Origin of the sequence: Enterobacter cloacae complex sp. P43RS, from assembly GCF_014930585.1 — a bacterium.
In the GTDB taxonomy this organism is placed as follows: Bacteria; Pseudomonadota; Gammaproteobacteria; order Enterobacterales; family Enterobacteriaceae; genus Enterobacter; species Enterobacter bugandensis.
In genome coordinates, this window is record NZ_JADBRJ010000007.1 from 90,069 (window position 1) to 105,175 (window position 15,107).

The 15,107-nt window shown below is 52.4% G+C and carries 15 protein-coding genes and 3 tRNA genes; 16 read left to right on the forward strand and 2 right to left on the reverse strand.

Annotated features, from left to right (window positions below):
• Position 1: 1 nt before the first annotated feature.
• Complete coding sequence (gene fliD, locus IM294_RS15420) at positions 2-1,426, reverse strand: flagellar filament capping protein FliD (RefSeq protein ID WP_126818451.1); 1,425 nt, start codon at positions 1,424-1,426, stop codon at positions 2-4.
• Positions 1,427-1,825: 399 nt separating this feature from the next.
• Between fliD and IM294_RS15425 the strand changes: the two genes are divergently transcribed.
• The 9 genes from IM294_RS15425 (at position 1,826) to sdiA (ending at position 9,743) form a co-directional block, all read left to right on the forward strand.
• Positions 1,826-2,656, forward strand: a complete 831-nt coding sequence (locus tag IM294_RS15425; protein WP_126818452.1) for a flagellin — start codon at positions 1,826-1,828, stop codon at positions 2,654-2,656.
• A gap of 62 nt (positions 2,657-2,718) precedes the next feature.
• On the forward strand, positions 2,719-3,924 hold the full coding sequence (gene fliB / locus IM294_RS15430; RefSeq protein ID WP_126818453.1) for a flagellin lysine-N-methylase: 1,206 nt from the start codon (positions 2,719-2,721) through the stop codon (positions 3,922-3,924).
• Positions 3,925-4,053: 129 nt separating this feature from the next.
• Positions 4,054-4,773: an RNA polymerase sigma factor FliA gene (locus IM294_RS15435; RefSeq protein WP_014170714.1), complete on the forward strand. Its 720-nt coding sequence runs from the start codon at positions 4,054-4,056 to the stop codon at positions 4,771-4,773.
• A gap of 54 nt (positions 4,774-4,827) precedes the next feature.
• Positions 4,828-5,379 carry a flagella biosynthesis regulatory protein FliZ gene (gene fliZ, locus IM294_RS15440; protein WP_045631537.1) on the forward strand — a complete coding sequence of 184 codons (552 nt, stop codon included), beginning with the start codon at positions 4,828-4,830 and terminating at the stop codon, positions 5,377-5,379.
• An 86-nt stretch (positions 5,380-5,465) separates the two neighbouring features.
• Positions 5,466-6,266, forward strand: a complete 801-nt coding sequence (gene tcyJ / locus IM294_RS15445; protein ID WP_126818454.1) for a cystine ABC transporter substrate-binding protein — start codon at positions 5,466-5,468, stop codon at positions 6,264-6,266.
• Positions 6,267-6,373: 107 nt separating this feature from the next.
• Complete coding sequence (dcyD, locus tag IM294_RS15450; RefSeq protein ID WP_126818455.1) at positions 6,374-7,360, forward strand: D-cysteine desulfhydrase; 987 nt, start codon at positions 6,374-6,376, stop codon at positions 7,358-7,360.
• 21 nt (positions 7,361-7,381) lie between these two features.
• Positions 7,382-8,050, forward strand: a complete 669-nt coding sequence (gene tcyL / locus IM294_RS15455; RefSeq protein WP_028013677.1) for a cystine ABC transporter permease — start codon at positions 7,382-7,384, stop codon at positions 8,048-8,050.
• Positions 8,047-8,799, forward strand: coding sequence for an L-cystine ABC transporter ATP-binding protein TcyN (gene tcyN, locus IM294_RS15460; RefSeq protein ID WP_041909387.1), 753 nt, complete (start codon positions 8,047-8,049; stop codon positions 8,797-8,799). Before tcyL ends, tcyN begins: the two co-directional genes overlap by 4 nt.
• Positions 8,800-9,020: 221 nt before the next feature.
• On the forward strand, positions 9,021-9,743 hold the full coding sequence (sdiA, locus tag IM294_RS15465; RefSeq protein ID WP_063942277.1) for a transcriptional regulator SdiA: 723 nt from the start codon (positions 9,021-9,023) through the stop codon (positions 9,741-9,743).
• 66 nt (positions 9,744-9,809) lie between these two features.
• Here the strand turns inward: sdiA and IM294_RS15470 are convergent, their stop codons facing one another.
• Positions 9,810-10,034, reverse strand: a complete 225-nt coding sequence (locus IM294_RS15470) for a DUF2594 family protein (RefSeq protein WP_014832453.1) — start codon at positions 10,032-10,034, stop codon at positions 9,810-9,812.
• A gap of 464 nt (positions 10,035-10,498) precedes the next feature.
• Here IM294_RS15470 and uvrY point away from each other — a divergent pair, with 464 nt between their 5' ends.
• The 7 genes from uvrY (at position 10,499) to IM294_RS15505 (ending at position 15,014) form a co-directional block, all read left to right on the forward strand.
• The gene (gene uvrY / locus IM294_RS15475; RefSeq protein ID WP_013096026.1) at positions 10,499-11,155 is read left to right on the forward strand and encodes a UvrY/SirA/GacA family response regulator transcription factor; all 657 of its coding nucleotides are present in this window, start codon (positions 10,499-10,501) and stop codon (positions 11,153-11,155) included.
• Positions 11,152-12,984: an excinuclease ABC subunit UvrC gene (gene uvrC / locus IM294_RS15480; RefSeq protein WP_041909391.1), complete on the forward strand. Its 1,833-nt coding sequence runs from the start codon at positions 11,152-11,154 to the stop codon at positions 12,982-12,984. Before uvrY ends, uvrC begins: the two co-directional genes overlap by 4 nt.
• Positions 12,985-13,040: 56 nt before the next feature.
• A complete protein-coding gene (gene pgsA, locus IM294_RS15485; protein WP_041909393.1) occupies positions 13,041-13,589 on the forward strand; it encodes a CDP-diacylglycerol--glycerol-3-phosphate 3-phosphatidyltransferase in 549 nt (182 codons plus the stop codon).
• Positions 13,590-13,741: 152 nt separating this feature from the next.
• Positions 13,742-13,817, forward strand: a tRNA-Gly gene (locus tag IM294_RS15490).
• A gap of 46 nt (positions 13,818-13,863) precedes the next feature.
• Positions 13,864-13,937: transfer RNA gene (locus IM294_RS15495), tRNA-Cys, on the forward strand.
• A 12-nt stretch (positions 13,938-13,949) separates the two neighbouring features.
• Positions 13,950-14,036: transfer RNA gene (locus tag IM294_RS15500), tRNA-Leu, on the forward strand.
• Between the two features lie 300 nt (positions 14,037-14,336).
• A complete protein-coding gene (locus tag IM294_RS15505) occupies positions 14,337-15,014 on the forward strand; it encodes a DUF2076 domain-containing protein (protein WP_047367834.1) in 678 nt (225 codons plus the stop codon).
• Positions 15,015-15,107 lie beyond the last annotated feature (93 nt).

The window sequence follows — 15,107 nt, forward strand, 5'->3', positions numbered from 1 at the left end:
ACTATTTTTGTGAGAACTGTTGGGTCAGATAGTTGGCCGTACTGGTCATTTTGGTGACTAATACGTCCAGGCTGGTGAACTGCGCTTTGTAACGCGCCATGGTGGCATCAATAGAGGCTTCCATAGAGTCGTAACGTTCGCCCAGGGTTTTCAGCGTTTTGTTGATACCGTCTTTTGCGTTCTGGATCACGCCCGCGCTGCCGGTGCTGGTGCTGAGCATGGTGGTCAGCGTGTTATTCATCTGGGTCGCCAGACCGGTTTTCTTTCCGTCACCGATAAAGTACTGCTGTACGGCGGTCGGGTTGTCGGTCAGCGCTTTTTTCAGCTTATCGGTATCCACTTTGAGGTTACCGACCGTACCGTCTGCACCTTTCACCGGATCCTGGGTAATCCCCAGCTGAGCCATGATCTGAACGGAGCCAGCCTGAACTTCGGTCAGCAGACCGCGCAGCTGAGACTGGATCCCGCGCACGTTTGCATCACCCACCAGCGCGCCGTTGCTGGTGGACTGACCGCCAGCACCCGCGTCGACCGCGACATATTTGGTGAGGCTGTTAATGGTGGACTGCAGCGAGTTATACGCGGTTACCCAGTCCGTTACGGCTTTTTGGTTTGCATCCGTGGCGCGCGTCACTTCCAGCATTTCATCCGCTTTACTTTCTGCCTTCACGGTGAAGGTCATCCCCGGCAGCGCATCGGAAATGGTGTTCGATTGACGCTCAATCTTGATGTCGTTCACAATGACAATCGCGTTCTGGGCCGCGGTATTTACCGCCAGCGCGCCGGTTTTGGCGGTTGAGTCGTAGCCGATTACGCTTTGCAGCTTGTCGTCCCCGGTGACGCTGATGGTCATCTCGCCATCCGTACCGGTGGTTTTCGAGGAGAGCATCAGGCGGTAATCGCCGTCTTTCGCCTTGATTACGCTGGCGGTGACGTTGCCGTTCGCTTTATTAATCGCGCTCGCGATCCCGGCAAGCGACGTATCGCCATCGGCCAGGTTCACCTCTAAAGGCGTTTTTGTCCCCGGTTGGGTAATCGTAATTTTACGCGTCGTGCCGGTCGTATCGCCCAGCAACTCCGTGTTGGTGGCATACGAACCCGTCGTGAGCGCCTGTGCTTTTGCCACCTGGTTAACATTAACCACATAAGAGCCGACGGATGCGTCTGCGGTCGTGGTTGCCGTAAAGGCCGTGTTGGTGCTGCTTACGGCGGTTGAGTTCCATGTGGTCGCTTTACCCAGCGCAGCGGTCGCAGTCTGCAGCGAGGTCATGGCACTCTGCAGCTTGCCGTACGCGCTTAACTGTGCGTTATACGTTGATTGCTGGGTAGTAATCGTCGTCAGCTTGGTTCGTTCTGCTGCATCCAACTGATTATATAATTCCCCGAGTCCTGCAGAACCTATCCCGAGGTTACTGATAGTAGCCATGCATATTTTCCTTAAATACGAAAGTAGTTCAGGACTCTTATCGGCCTCGAATAGTAAAAGTTTACGATGGTGAGAAAAAAATAATCCAAAGAATAGGCATGTCCTGGCGCGTTAAATGAAACGATTGCACTTTGGGACGATTTTTAGTGCGCCAATAACACAGATAAGTGTGTGCCTTTTTTGGCATATTCCGCGTAATAAAAAGCCGTAAATAATAACCTTATGATGAACCTTAATTGATTTTTTGAAAATAAAACCATTAATAATCATTTGGTTATAATTTTTTCGAAATTGATTCTAAAGTCTTTTCGGGACCCGTCGATAACCTTGTTGACGGTGAGAGACGCTGTGAGTGTTAGGCACCGGACCTAAAACCCAATTTTTGAAGGAAAGAAAATTATGGCAGTTATCAATACTAACCTGTTGTCCCTGACTACTCAGAACAACCTGAACAAATCTCAGTCTTCTCTGGGCACTGCTATTGAGCGTCTGTCTTCAGGTCTGCGTATCAACAGCGCGAAAGACGATGCCGCTGGCCAGGCGATTGCAAACCGCATGACCTCCCAGATCAAAGGTATGACTCAGGCAGCGCGTAACGCCAACGACGGTATCTCCATGGCGCAGACTGCTGAAGGTTCCCTGAACGAAATCAACAACAACCTGCAGCGCGTTCGTGAACTGGCTGTTCAGGCAAGCAACGGCACCAACAGCACGTCTGACCTGGCCTCTCTGCAGGATGAAGTTACCGCTCGTCTGGCTGAAATCGACCGCGTTGCAGGCAAGACTGACTTCAACGGCATCAAACTGCTGACTGGCACTGCGGGTGCAGCTGGTGATGGTAAAGTTGCGATTCAGGTTGGTGTTAACGATGGCGACACTATTACTCTGGACCTGAGCGGTGCTAAAGCTGACTCCACTACTCTGGGCGTAAATGGTCTTGACCTGAAAGCAATCAAAGCAACCGATCTGGACACCATTGACAAAGCAATCGCTAAAGTTGATACCGCTCGTTCCGGTCTGGGTGCTGTGCAGAACCGCTTCACTTCTGCAATCAACAACCTGAACAACACCTCTAACAACCTGTCTGCTGCTCAGTCCCGTATCCAGGACGCTGACTACGCAACTGAAGTTTCCAACATGTCCCGCGCGCAGATCCTGCAGCAGGCTGGTACTTCTGTTCTGTCCCAGGCAAACCAGGTTCCACAGACCGTTCTGTCTCTGCTGCGTTAATTTTACGCATCAAACCCCGCTTCGGCGGGGTTTTTTTGTCTCTGAATTTTGAGGATCCGCCCGTGAAACAGATCGTTATTACCCAGCCTAAACTGGTCGCAGATTTTTCCTGTGTCGGTGGGGAATGCCGTGAACATTGTTGTCAGGGCTGGACCATCGCGTTCGATAAATCCTCCGTCAACCGCTATCTCAACAGTAAAAACGCGGCAATTCGCCAGACGGCGAAGACGGGAATTAAAATTACCAAAAAACAGTACGGCCACTGGGGTGAGGTGATTTTCCATACGGAGAGTAAAAACTGCCCGTTTATGGATACCGATAAGCTCTGCTCAATTCATGGTGCGATGGGCGCTCAGGCCTTAAGCCCGACCTGTTCGTCGTTTCCCCGGACAAACCGGGTCTATAAAACCGAAATCGAAAAATCCCTTAACCTCTCGTGTCCGGAAGTGACCCGTCTGCTGCTGAACGATCGGGAGTCGATGGCGATGATGGAATCCATCAGCGTTCAGCAGGACGTTAATAATGCGCCAGCGATGGATTTGAAGGCTAAGGTCATCAATCTCTTCTGCCAGAACCTGTTCAGCGTTGAGGCGGTGAGCGTTGAAGAACAAGTTTATGCCGTGGTGAAATTCCTGATGGTGGCTGAAAAGCTACAAAACCTGGAAGAGAATATCAGCACGCTCGAAACGGTTTATTATTCACTGGTGAACGAGCTGGTGAGCGGTAAAATCAAGGCTGAATTGAGTGGCTTCAACCAGAACTATAGCCTTAAATTCGGATTAATTTCGCTTATTCAAAGCTTCTTTACAAAGAAAACGGCCAGCCGCGGTGGGGCAGTTTTAAACCGTTATTTCTCCCAGCTGTACCAGCAGTTCGAGGCTGTCGGTGACAGCGTGCCGGCTGAAAAGGTGATGGAAAACATCGAATCCGTCTGGCGCGATGTGGCGGGCAGTTACCTGGCGGAAAACGATCACCTGTTTAAAAACTTTTTTAAATATAAGCTCTGGCAGCAGGCATTCCCGCAGAGCAATGGCCGCAGCATGTTGAATAATCTTTATTTAATCGTTGCGGAGTTCTATTTTCTCAAATCGCTGCTTGCCGGTCAGGCCATCGCGGCGGGGAAAATTGAACAAGACAATATTATTGACGTTATTTACAGCTTCCACTCCCTGAGCCAGCATAATCAGGAAGCCGGAAAGCTCTTTTATCAACATATAGATAGCGTCAAATTGGGCGACGATCTTTCATTGTTACAACTGTTAATTTAGCCAGAAAAGTTGCCCCTGCTGCGGGCAACCTCAGAATAACCTCACTTTATCCCCCTTTTTCATCCAATTGAACGCCCTGCAGAATCGGATAATCATGCCGATAACTCAACTAACGCAGGGCTGTTTATCGTGAATTCACTCTATACCGCTGAAGGTGTAATGGATAAACACTCGCTGTGGCAGCGTTATGTCCCGCTGGTGCGTCACGAAGCATTGCGCCTCCAGGTGCGTTTGCCGGCGAGCGTGGAACTTGACGATCTGCTACAGGCGGGCGGTATCGGGTTATTGAATGCAGTTGACCGATACGACGCTCTGCAAGGAACGGCATTTACGACTTACGCAGTTCAGCGTATTCGTGGTGCGATGCTGGACGAGCTGCGCAGCCGCGACTGGGTGCCGCGCAGCGTTCGCCGCAACGCGCGCGAAGTGGCGCATGCAATGGGACAGCTGGAACAGGAACTGGGACGCAACGCAACGGAAACCGAAGTGGCGGAACGTCTTGGCATTGCTGTTGAAGAGTATCGTCAGATGTTGCTCGATACCAATAATAGCCAACTCTTCTCCTATGACGAGTGGCGCGAAGAGCATGGCGATAGCATCGAGCTGGTGACGGACGAGCACCAGCAGGAAAACCCGTTACACCATTTAATGGAAGGGAATTTACGCCAGCGCGTAATGGAAGCGATTGAAGCTCTGCCCGAGCGCGAACAGCTGGTGTTGACCCTTTATTACCAGGAAGAGCTTAATCTCAAAGAGATTGGCGCGGTTCTGGAGGTGGGGGAGTCGCGGGTTAGCCAGCTGCACAGCCAGGCCATTAAACGCTTACGAACCAAACTGGGTAAGTTATAGGTGATCCAATCACCCGAAAAATGCCGCACAACGTATTGACAACCAGGAGTTATCATGACGGTGCAGCAATCTAAAAGACGGCCTTTAAGCCGCTACCTGAAAGACTTTAAACACAGCCAGACGCATTGCGCCCACTGTAACAAATTACTCGATCGTATCACGCTGGTTCGCCGCGGCGAGATCGTGAATAAAATCGCTATCTCTCGCCTCGACACGTTAATGGATGAAGCCGCGTGGCTCGAAGAGCAAAAAGAGTGGGTGGCGCTTTGCCGTTTCTGTGGCGATCTCCACTGCAAAGAGCAAAGCGACTTCTTCGATATCATCGGCTTCAAGCAATTCCTGTTTGAACAAACGGAGATGAGCCACGGCACCGTGCGTGAATATGTGGTTCGCCTGCGCCGTCTTGGGCAGCATCTGAGCGTTAACAATATCTCTCGCGATCTGCTGAAGACCGGTTACCTGGATGAAAATCTGGAGCCGTGGCTGCCTGCAACCAGCACCAACAACTACCGTATTGCGCTGCGCAAGTATGCGCAATATAAGGTGCAAATGCCGGGTTCCGCGAAGCAGAAAGCGCTCGCCGGAACAACTTCTGATATATATTAAAAAAGAATAAGATGTAGCGCAGTCGCCTTTGACGTTGCAGGCGATTTCTCTACACTACGTAAAAATTCCACTATATCGGGGTATTTATGAAATTTGCACTTCTGGGTCGTCAGGCGCTGATGGGTGTTATGGCCGTCGCGCTGGTTGCGGGCATGAGCGTGAAAACGTTCGCCGCAGAAAACCTGCTGAATAAAGTAAAAGAGCGCGGTACGCTGCTGGTCGGGCTGGAAGGAACCTATCCTCCCTTCAGCTTCCAGGGCGATGACGGCAAGCTGACCGGTTTTGAAGTGGAATTTGCAGAAGAACTGGCGAAGCACCTCGGCGTTAAAGCCTCCCTGAAACCGACCAAATGGGACGGTATGCTGGCGTCGCTGGATTCAAAACGCATTGATGTGGTCATCAACCAGGTGACAATCTCTGACGAGCGTAAGAAGAAGTATGACTTCTCCACGCCGTACACCGTGTCCGGTATTCAGGCGCTGGTGAAGAAAGGTAACGAAGGCACCATTAAATCCGCTGCCGATCTGAAAGGCAAAAAAGTCGGTGTCGGTCTGGGAACCAACTACGAAGAGTGGCTGCGCCAGAACGTTCAGGGCGTGGATATCCGCACCTATGATGATGACCCGACGAAATATCAGGACCTGCGCGTAGGCCGTATCGACGCCATTCTGGTTGACCGTCTGGCCGCTTTGGATCTGGTGAAGAAAACCAACAATACCCTGGCAGTAGCGGGTGATGCGTTCTCTCGTCAGGAATCCGGCGTGGCCGTCCGTAAAGGCAACGAGGATCTGGTGAAAGCCATTGATTCCGCGATTGCTGACATGCAGAAAGACGGCAGCCTGAAGGCGTTGTCTGAGAAGTGGTTCGGGGCCGACGTCACCAAATAAGTCGGTGACCTGGAAAAAAGGCGCTTTTAAAAGCGCCTTTTTTATTTCTTACGCGTCTGCGTGCATAATGAAAAATATCACATTTTGTCTGAGTTACCGGAGAGTCCATGTCACTACAGAATTTAACGCGCTTTCCCCGTCTGGAGTTTATCGGTGCGCCGACGCCGCTGGAGTACCTGCCGCGATTTTCTGATTATCTGGGACGCGATATTTTTATTAAGCGCGATGACGTGACGCCGATGGCGATGGGGGGCAATAAGCTGCGCAAGCTGGAGTTTCTGGCGGCTGACGCGCTGCGCGAAGGCGCGGATACGCTTATTACTGCCGGGGCCATTCAGTCCAACCATGTTCGTCAGACGGCCGCCGTGGCGGCAAAACTCGGGCTTCACTGCGTGGCTCTGCTGGAAAACCCGATTGGCACGCGGGCGGAAAACTATCTCACCAACGGTAACCGCCTGCTTTTAGACCTGTTCAACGTGCAGGTGGAGATGGTGGATGCGTTGACCGACCCGACCGCACAGCTCGACGATCTGGCCACGCGTCTGGAAGCGCAGGGTTTCCGCCCCTACGTTATTCCCGTCGGCGGTTCGAACGCGCTGGGCGCGCTGGGCTATGTGGAAAGCGCGCTGGAAATCGCCCAGCAGTGCGAGGGCGCCGTTAGCCTCTCGTCGGTCGTTGTCGCCTCCGGAAGCGCGGGCACGCATGCCGGGCTGGCGGTGGGGCTGGAACAGCTGCTGCCGGATGTCGAGCTGATTGGCGTGACGGTTTCCCGCAGCGTCGCGGACCAGAAGCCAAAAGTAGTGGCGCTGCAACAGGCGGTGGCAGAGCAGCTGGAGCTGAAGGCCAGGGCCGAGATCCTGCTCTGGGATGACTATTTTGCGCCGGGCTACGGTACGCCCAATGAAGAGGGGATGGAAGCCGCTAAGCTGCTGGCGCGCCTTGAAGGTATACTGCTCGATCCGGTCTATACGGGTAAAGCGATGGCCGGGCTTATCGATGGCATTGCGCAGAAACGCTTTAAGGATGAAGGGCCAATTTTATTTGTGCACACCGGCGGGGCGCCCGCGCTGTTTGCTTATCATCCTCATGTCTAAAAATCAGGTCGAAAAATAATAATGCAAGAAAGTATTCAACTGGTTATTGATTCCCTGCCATTCCTGCTGAAAGGTGCGGTATTCACGCTACAGCTCAGTATCGGCGGGATGTTCTTCGGTCTTGTGCTGGGCTTTGTACTGGCCTTAATGCGCATGTCGCCCATCCTGCCGGTACGCTGGCTGGCGCGCTTTTATATTTCCGTGTTTCGCGGTACGCCGCTTATCGCTCAGCTCTTTATGATCTACTACGGTTTACCGCAGTTCGGCATCGAGCTGGATCCGATCCCGGCGGCGATGATTGGCCTGTCGCTTAACACGGCGGCCTATACCTCCGAAACCCTGCGCGCGGCGATCTCGTCGATTGATAAAGGCCAGTGGGAAGCGGCGGCCAGTATCGGGATGACGCCGTGGCAGACGCTGCGTCGCGCCATTCTGCCGCAGGCGGCGCGGGTAGCGCTTCCGCCGCTGAGCAACAGCTTCATCAGCCTGGTGAAAGATACCTCTCTGGCGGCAACCATCCAGGTGCCGGAGCTGTTCCGTCAGGCGCAGCTCATTACCTCGCGCACCCTTGAAGTTTTCACCATGTATCTGGCCGCCTCGCTGATCTACTGGGTGATGGCTACGGTGTTGTCTGCTCTGCAAAACTACTTTGAAAACCAGCTTAACCGCCAGGAGCGTGATCCAAAATGAGTGCAATTGACGTCAAAAACCTGGTGAAAAAATTCCACGGGCAAACGGTGCTCCACGGCATCGACCTGGAAGTTGAGCAGGGCGAAGTCGTGGCGATTATTGGCCCGAGCGGGTCGGGGAAAACCACGCTGCTGCGTAGTATCAACCTGCTTGAGCAGCCGGAAGGGGGCACCATTCGGGTTGGGGAGATAACGATTGATACCGGTAAATCTATCAGCCAGCAAAAAGGGTTAATTCGCCGCCTGCGTCAGCATGTTGGCTTTGTGTTCCAGAGCTTCAATCTATTCCCGCACCGCACGGTGCTGGAAAATATTATTGAAGGACCGGTCATTGTAAAAGGTGAGCCCAAAGAGGAAGCGACGGCACGCGCCCGCGAGTTGCTCGCCAAAGTCGGGCTGGCAGGGAAAGAGACCAGCTATCCGCGCCGCCTGTCGGGCGGGCAGCAGCAGCGCGTGGCCATCGCGCGCGCGCTGGCGATGCGCCCTGACGTAATCCTGTTTGATGAACCGACCTCCGCGCTCGATCCCGAACTGGTGGGTGAGGTGCTGAACACCATCCGCCAGCTGGCGCAGGAAAAACGCACGATGGTTATCGTGACCCATGAAATGAGCTTTGCGCGCGACGTGGCGGACAGAGCCATCTTTATGGACCAGGGGCGGATTGTGGAGCAGGGACCGGCGAAAAGCTTATTTGCTAACCCCCAGCAGCCGCGAACCCGTCAGTTCCTGGAAAAATTCCTTATGCAGTAGCATTTATGTACTCATTTGCTCCAGAAAGTTCTTCTGGAGCAAATTATTCTCGCTCATCGCCTTAAATGGTGTTCTTTTATTCCACCCGAACAGAATAATCCTTATCCATAGCACAGTTAATTGTGCTATTGCCGATATTTTGTAGTTAGAAATAAGTTTTATGTGTTAGGTTATATTCACCATAATAATGATTATCTTTTCAGAGGCTTCTTTTAGTAAGTATGAAGGATTCAGACTTTTTCACCTGGCGACGGGATTGCTCCCTGCGGTTTCAGGAATTGACCTGTGCTGCCGAGGTATATCATGAACTTCAGCGACAAACTCAGGCGCTGGAATTCGATTATTATGCACTCTGTGTGCGCCATCCGGTGCCGTTTACGCGGCCTAAAATTGCTGTGCATGCCACTTATCCGCAACAGTGGCTGGCGCAATATCAATCAGAGAACTATTTCACCATCGATCCGGTGCTAAAGCCGGAGAATTTCATTCAGGGGCATTTACCCTGGACGGACGAATTATTTGCGGATGCTCAGGAATTATGGCGTAGCGCGCAGGACTTCGGTCTACGTTCGGGAATAACGCAGTGTCTGATGCTGCCTAATCATGCGCTCGGCTTCCTCTCTGTTTCCCGTACTCGCGCGCAGGAAGGACCGTTTGCCGGCGAGGAAATAGAGCTGCGGCTGCAGATGCTGGTGCAAATGGCATTAACCGCGCTGTTGCGTTTTGAAGATGAGATGGTTATGCCGCCTGAGATGAAATTCAGCAAACGCGAACGAGAAATTCTGAAATGGACCGCGGAAGGGAAGACGTCGGCGGAAATAGCCATCATTCTCTCTATTTCAGAGAATACGGTTAACTTCCATCAGAAGAATATGCAGAAAAAATTTAATGCGCCAAACAAGACGCAGATTGCCTGTTATGCGGCGGCTACGGGACTGATCTGATTAGAGAGTACGTTCTGCGTGACAGACGAGTGGACGGCTGAATGCACTGCATCCAGCCGTTTTTTGTTACTGGCGGTACGCTTGTTTGATTTGCTTAACGGTGTTAGCAAATACGGCCGATTCCGCCTGGTCTTCCATCTGCGCGATTTGTTTTTCCATTTTAATGATCACACGACCAGCATCAGCCTGGCCCATCGCCTGCAGCATCAGCGTTAGCAGCGCTTTCAGGCAGTTTACTTCCTGTGCCAGTTCCTGGTTATTCTCCGCAGTGGCAAATTCAGGTGTGCTCATTTATTTTCCTCATTATTAAACGGCGCTAAAGCGCGACGACGAAAGTCAAGGCGGCGGAGTATACCACAAGCTGCAGCAAAAAATGCAGCGGTTGTTTTTCGTACTTTTACGTCAGTGTTTATTTGCGTAAACAGAGCCAGCCGGTAAACTGATGCTCTGGTACGGCTATTAATTGTTTGCGCCTGGTTTACTTGCCGTTAATTATTGTTACAAAAATTGAGAACAGTTTTTCCGCGAGGAAAGCGTGCAAGCTTTTTGTAACTTTTTGAATACAGATGCTTAAAAATAGCCGCAAAAGCTCTGATGGCAAGGGCTCTCTTTCCATGGACTGTACAGGCTAATTTCCAAAAACGAGAGCAAAATCGAATAGCCGATTTTTTAACGTTTTAATCTTGTGATGAAAACCGTTAATATAAGCCAAATTATCACTCAGTAGCGTTATCCCTATTCTGGAGACATTTCCTTTGATCAACGTCCTTCTTGTTGATGACCACGAACTGGTGCGCGCAGGGATACGACGCATTCTTGAAGATATTAAAGGTATTAAAGTTGCCGGTGAGGCGTGCTGTGGGGAAGATGCCGTAAAATGGTGCCGCACAAACTCGGCCGATGTGGTGCTGATGGATATGAATATGCCCGGTATCGGTGGCCTTGAGGCAACACGCAAAATCGCGCGTACCTTTGTTGATACAAAAGTCATCATGCTGACCGTGCATACTGAAAATCCGCTTCCCGCGAAGGTGATGCAGGCGGGGGCAGCCGGTTACCTGAGCAAAGGCGCCGCACCGCAGGAGGTCGTCAATGCTATCCGTTCTGTATTTGCCGGGCAGCGTTACATTGCCTCCGACATTGCGCAGCAGATGGCGCTGAGCCAGATCGAACCCGAGAAAACGGAATCACCGTTTGCCAGTTTGTCTGAGCGTGAATTGCAGATTATGCTGATGATCACCAAGGGTCAGAAAGTGAATGAGATCTCAGAGCAGCTGAATCTCAGCCCAAAAACGGTCAACAGCTATCGTTATCGTATGTTCAGTAAACTGAACATTCATGGTGATGTTGAACTGACTCATCTGGCCATCCGGCACGGTTTATGTAACGCGGAGACGTTGTTAAGTCAGTGAGTGATGTATTCGATTCAAAAGCATTTCTGAAAACCGTAACCAGCCAGCCAGGCGTCTATCGGATGTATGACGCTGGCGGTACGGTTATCTATGTGGGGAAGGCCAAAGATCTTAAAAAGCGTCTTTCCAGCTATTTCCGCAGTAACCTTGCCTCCCGTAAGACCGAAGCGCTGGTCTCACTCATTCAGAATATTGATGTCACCGTGACGCATACCGAGACGGAAGCGCTGCTGCTTGAGCACAACTATATTAAGCTCTACCAGCCGCGCTATAATGTGCTGCTGCGGGACGACAAATCCTATCCGTTTATCTTTCTGAGTGGTGACACCCATCCGCGCCTGGCGATGCACCGCGGCGCAAAACACGCGAAAGGCGAATATTTCGGCCCCTTCCCGAATGGCTATGCCGTGCGGGAGACGCTGGCGCTGCTGCAAAAAATCTTCCCGATCCGCCAGTGTGAAAATAGCGTCTACCGCAACCGCTCGCGCCCGTGTTTACAGTACCAGATTGGGCGTTGCCTTGGCCCCTGTGTTGCCGGGCTGGTCAGTGAAGACGAGTATGCGCAGCAGGTGGAATACGTACGCCTGTTCTTAGCTGGCAAAGACGATCAGGTTTTAACCCAGCTGATCGCCAGAATGGAAAAAGCCAGCGCCGCACTTGAGTTTGAAGAGGCTGCGCGGATCCGCGACCAGATCCAGGCGGTGCGCAGAGTCACTGAGAAACAGTTTGTCTCAAATACCGGCGACGATCTCGACGTTATTGGCGTGGCCTTCGACGCCGGCATGGCCTGCGTGCATGTGTTGTTTATTCGCCAGGGCAAAGTGCTCGGCAGCCGCAGCTATTTCCCGAAGGTGCCTGGCGGCACCGAGCTGGGTGAAGTGGTGGAAACCTTTGTTGGCCAGTTTTATCTTCAGGGCAGCCAGATGCGTACGCTGCCCTCGGAGATCCTGCTCGATTTTAGCCTCGATGATAAAACCCTGCTGGCCGATTCGCTTTCCGAACTGGCCGGGCGTCGGGTCAATGTTCAAACCAAACCGCGCGGCGACCGTGCTCGCTATCTGAAGCTGGCGCGGACCAACGCGGCGACGGCGCTCACCACTAAACTGTCCCAGCAATCGACGGTTAGCCAGCGTTTAACCGCGCTGGCGACGCTCCTGAAGTTGCCGGAAGTGAAGCGAATGGAATGTTTCGATATCAGCCATACGATGGGTGAGCAGACGGTGGCGTCCTGCGTGGTATTTGACGCCAACGGCCCGCTGCGCGCCGAGTATCGCCGCTATAACATCACCGGCATCACGCCGGGTGATGACTATGCTGCCATGAATCAGGTGCTGCGCCGTCGCTACGGTAAAGCGATTGAAGAGAGCAAGATCCCGGACGTGATTCTTATCGACGGTGGGAAAGGGCAGCTAGGTCAGGCGAAAGCGGTATTCGAGTCGCTCGACGTTGAGTGGGACAAAAACCATCCGCTGCTGTTAGGCGTGGCAAAAGGGGCCGATCGTAAGGCCGGTCTGGAAACGCTGTTTTTTGAGCCGGAAGGTGAGGGCTTCAGCCTGCCGCCGGACTCCCCGGCGCTGCACGTCATCCAGCATATTCGCGATGAGTCGCACGACCATGCCATCAGCGGCCACCGCAAAAAACGGGCGAAGGTCAAAAACACGAGCACGCTTGAGACTATTGAGGGCGTTGGGCCAAAACGCCGCCAGATGCTGCTGAAGTATATGGGCGGATTGCAAGGATTACTCAACGCCAGTATGGAGGAAATTGCAAAAGTGCCGGGTATTTCGCAAGGGCTGGCAGAAAAGATCTACTACTCGTTGAAACATTGAGGGCTCTGTAGCAACATAGAGCTAAATTTTACTGACAACAAATAGTTACCGTCACTATGCAATATAATATCCCTACGTTGCTCACTCTCTTTCGTGTTGTACTCATTCCGTTCTTTGTGCTGGCGTTTTACCTGCCGGTCGTCTGGGCACCGTTCGCCTGCGCATTGATCTTCCTTATTGCTGCGGTAACTGACTGGTTTGATGGCTATCTGGCGCGCCGCTGGAACCAGAGCACCCGTTTCGGCGCCTTTCTCGATCCGGTAGCGGATAAAGTGATGGTCGCGATCGCGATGGTGCTGGTGGCTGAGCACTATCATACCTGGTGGGTGACGCTGCCCGCTGCAACTATGATTGGCCGTGAGATCATCATCTCTGCGCTGCGTGAGTGGATGGCGGAGCTGGGGAAACGCAGCAGCGTGGCGGTATCCTGGATTGGTAAAGTAAAAACCACCGCGCAGATGGCCTCGCTGGTGTGGATGCTCTGGCGTCCGAACGCCTGGGTTGAGTGGGCGGGGATTGGCCTCCTGTGGGTGGCGGCAGTGCTGACGCTGTGGTCAATGCTGCAATATTTGAACGCTGCGCGCGGGGATTTGCTTGATCAGTGATCGTTTCGCCGTAATTTTCAGCAAACAATCCAGACAAGCAAAAAATAACGTTGACTCATCACGTCATATCAGTAGAATGCAACGCATCGAACGGCGGCACAGCAAGCCGGACGATAATGAAATCAAGTGGTTAGCAGTTAACTTGATAACATGCGGGAATAGCTCAGTTGGTAGAGCACGACCTTGCCAAGGTCGGGGTCGCGAGTTCGAGTCTCGTTTCCCGCTCCAGATTAAAGACATGCGCAATAGCGGGTGTCAGTTAGAAAAGTTTTACGGCGCGTTAGCAAAGCGGTTATGTAGCGGATTGCAAATCCGTCTAGTCCGGTTCGACTCCGGAACGCGCCTCCACTTTCTTCCCGAGCCCGGATGGTGGAATCGGTAGACACAAGGGATTTAAAATCCCTCGGCGTTCGCGCTGTGTGGGTTCAAGTCCCACTCCGGGTACCATGGGAAACAAAGAATAATCAAAGCAATAAGCAGTGTCGTGAAACCACCGAAAGGTGGTTTTTTTGTGCGCTCTAGCTTAGCGCGAAGTGATCGTATCTCATCATCACGATCGTGCTGTGCCCGGGAATTTGCTGCCATACCAGAACGTTAAGCCTAACTCTCTAATATCAAGCCCGGAAAGCAGGGCGATTTTCAGCTAACCTGCAACCAATTTTAAACAAACATTTCACTCGCCAGACACAGGTTGCCACCGCTGATAAACTGGTTGGTATCCACCCTGGAGAGCGGAAGGTTATTGTCATGCAATATGAAGAACAGCAGCTTATCAACGGCCTTTTCGAGCGTCTTAAACAGGCCGGACAACAAAACAGCCAACGGGATGCAGATGCAGAGCGTCATATCGCTGAATTTGTCAGACAGCAGCCTGCAGCCCCCTACTATATGGCGCAGTCGATTTTGATTCAGGAAGCGGCGCTGAAACGCCTGCAGGCCCGGGTTCAGGAGCTTGAAAGCGAATTAGCCGCGCAAAAAAGCAAACCCTCGACGGGCGGCAGTTTCCTCAGCGGCCTGTTTGGTGGCGGGAATAGTAACCCGCAGCCTGACAACAGCTGGAATGCCCAGCCGCAACAGCCGTCGGCGCAGGATTACTCTCGGGCGCCAGCGCCGGCTACTCGCGGCGGCGGTTTTATGGCTGGCGCGCTCCAGACAGCCGCTGGCGTGGCCGGTGGCATCGCGCTTGCTGAGATGCTTACTAGCATGTTCCATCAGTCGCGGCCGGAAGAAATCGTGAACATCATCGAAGAACCGACAATGCCCGTCGGTGGTGAACCGTTTGTCGGTAATCAATACGGCGATGTTAATAACGTCTCTGACACCCGTTTCCTCAACCAGAACGATCCGTTCGGCAGTAATAACGACGTCTGGCAGAACGACGATGTAGATGACGACTACAGCAATGACGACGATAGTTTTATTTAACGACGTTATCGTGAAACTACCGAAATGAAGTGAACCCCGAAAGTTGGGTATCCAACGATTAGGGGTTTTGCGTTTCTGAATCAAAAATACCTT

Coding starts and splice junctions, on each gene's coding strand:
- fliD (WP_126818451.1), bottom strand. CDS start 1,426: ATGGCTACTATCAGTAACCTCGGGATAGGTTCTGCAGGACTCGGGGAA.
- IM294_RS15425 (WP_126818452.1), top strand. CDS start 1,826: ATGGCAGTTATCAATACTAACCTGTTGTCCCTGACTACTCAGAACAAC.
- fliZ (WP_045631537.1), top strand. CDS start 4,828: ATGACGGTGCAGCAATCTAAAAGACGGCCTTTAAGCCGCTACCTGAAA.
- tcyJ (WP_126818454.1), top strand. CDS start 5,466: ATGAAATTTGCACTTCTGGGTCGTCAGGCGCTGATGGGTGTTATGGCC.
- dcyD (WP_126818455.1), top strand. CDS start 6,374: ATGTCACTACAGAATTTAACGCGCTTTCCCCGTCTGGAGTTTATCGGT.
- tcyL (WP_028013677.1), top strand. CDS start 7,382: ATGCAAGAAAGTATTCAACTGGTTATTGATTCCCTGCCATTCCTGCTG.
- tcyN (WP_041909387.1), top strand. CDS start 8,047: ATGAGTGCAATTGACGTCAAAAACCTGGTGAAAAAATTCCACGGGCAA.
- sdiA (WP_063942277.1), top strand. CDS start 9,021: ATGAAGGATTCAGACTTTTTCACCTGGCGACGGGATTGCTCCCTGCGG.
- IM294_RS15470 (WP_014832453.1), bottom strand. CDS start 10,034: ATGAGCACACCTGAATTTGCCACTGCGGAGAATAACCAGGAACTGGCA.
- pgsA (WP_041909393.1), top strand. CDS start 13,041: ATGCAATATAATATCCCTACGTTGCTCACTCTCTTTCGTGTTGTACTC.
- IM294_RS15505 (WP_047367834.1), top strand. CDS start 14,337: ATGCAATATGAAGAACAGCAGCTTATCAACGGCCTTTTCGAGCGTCTT.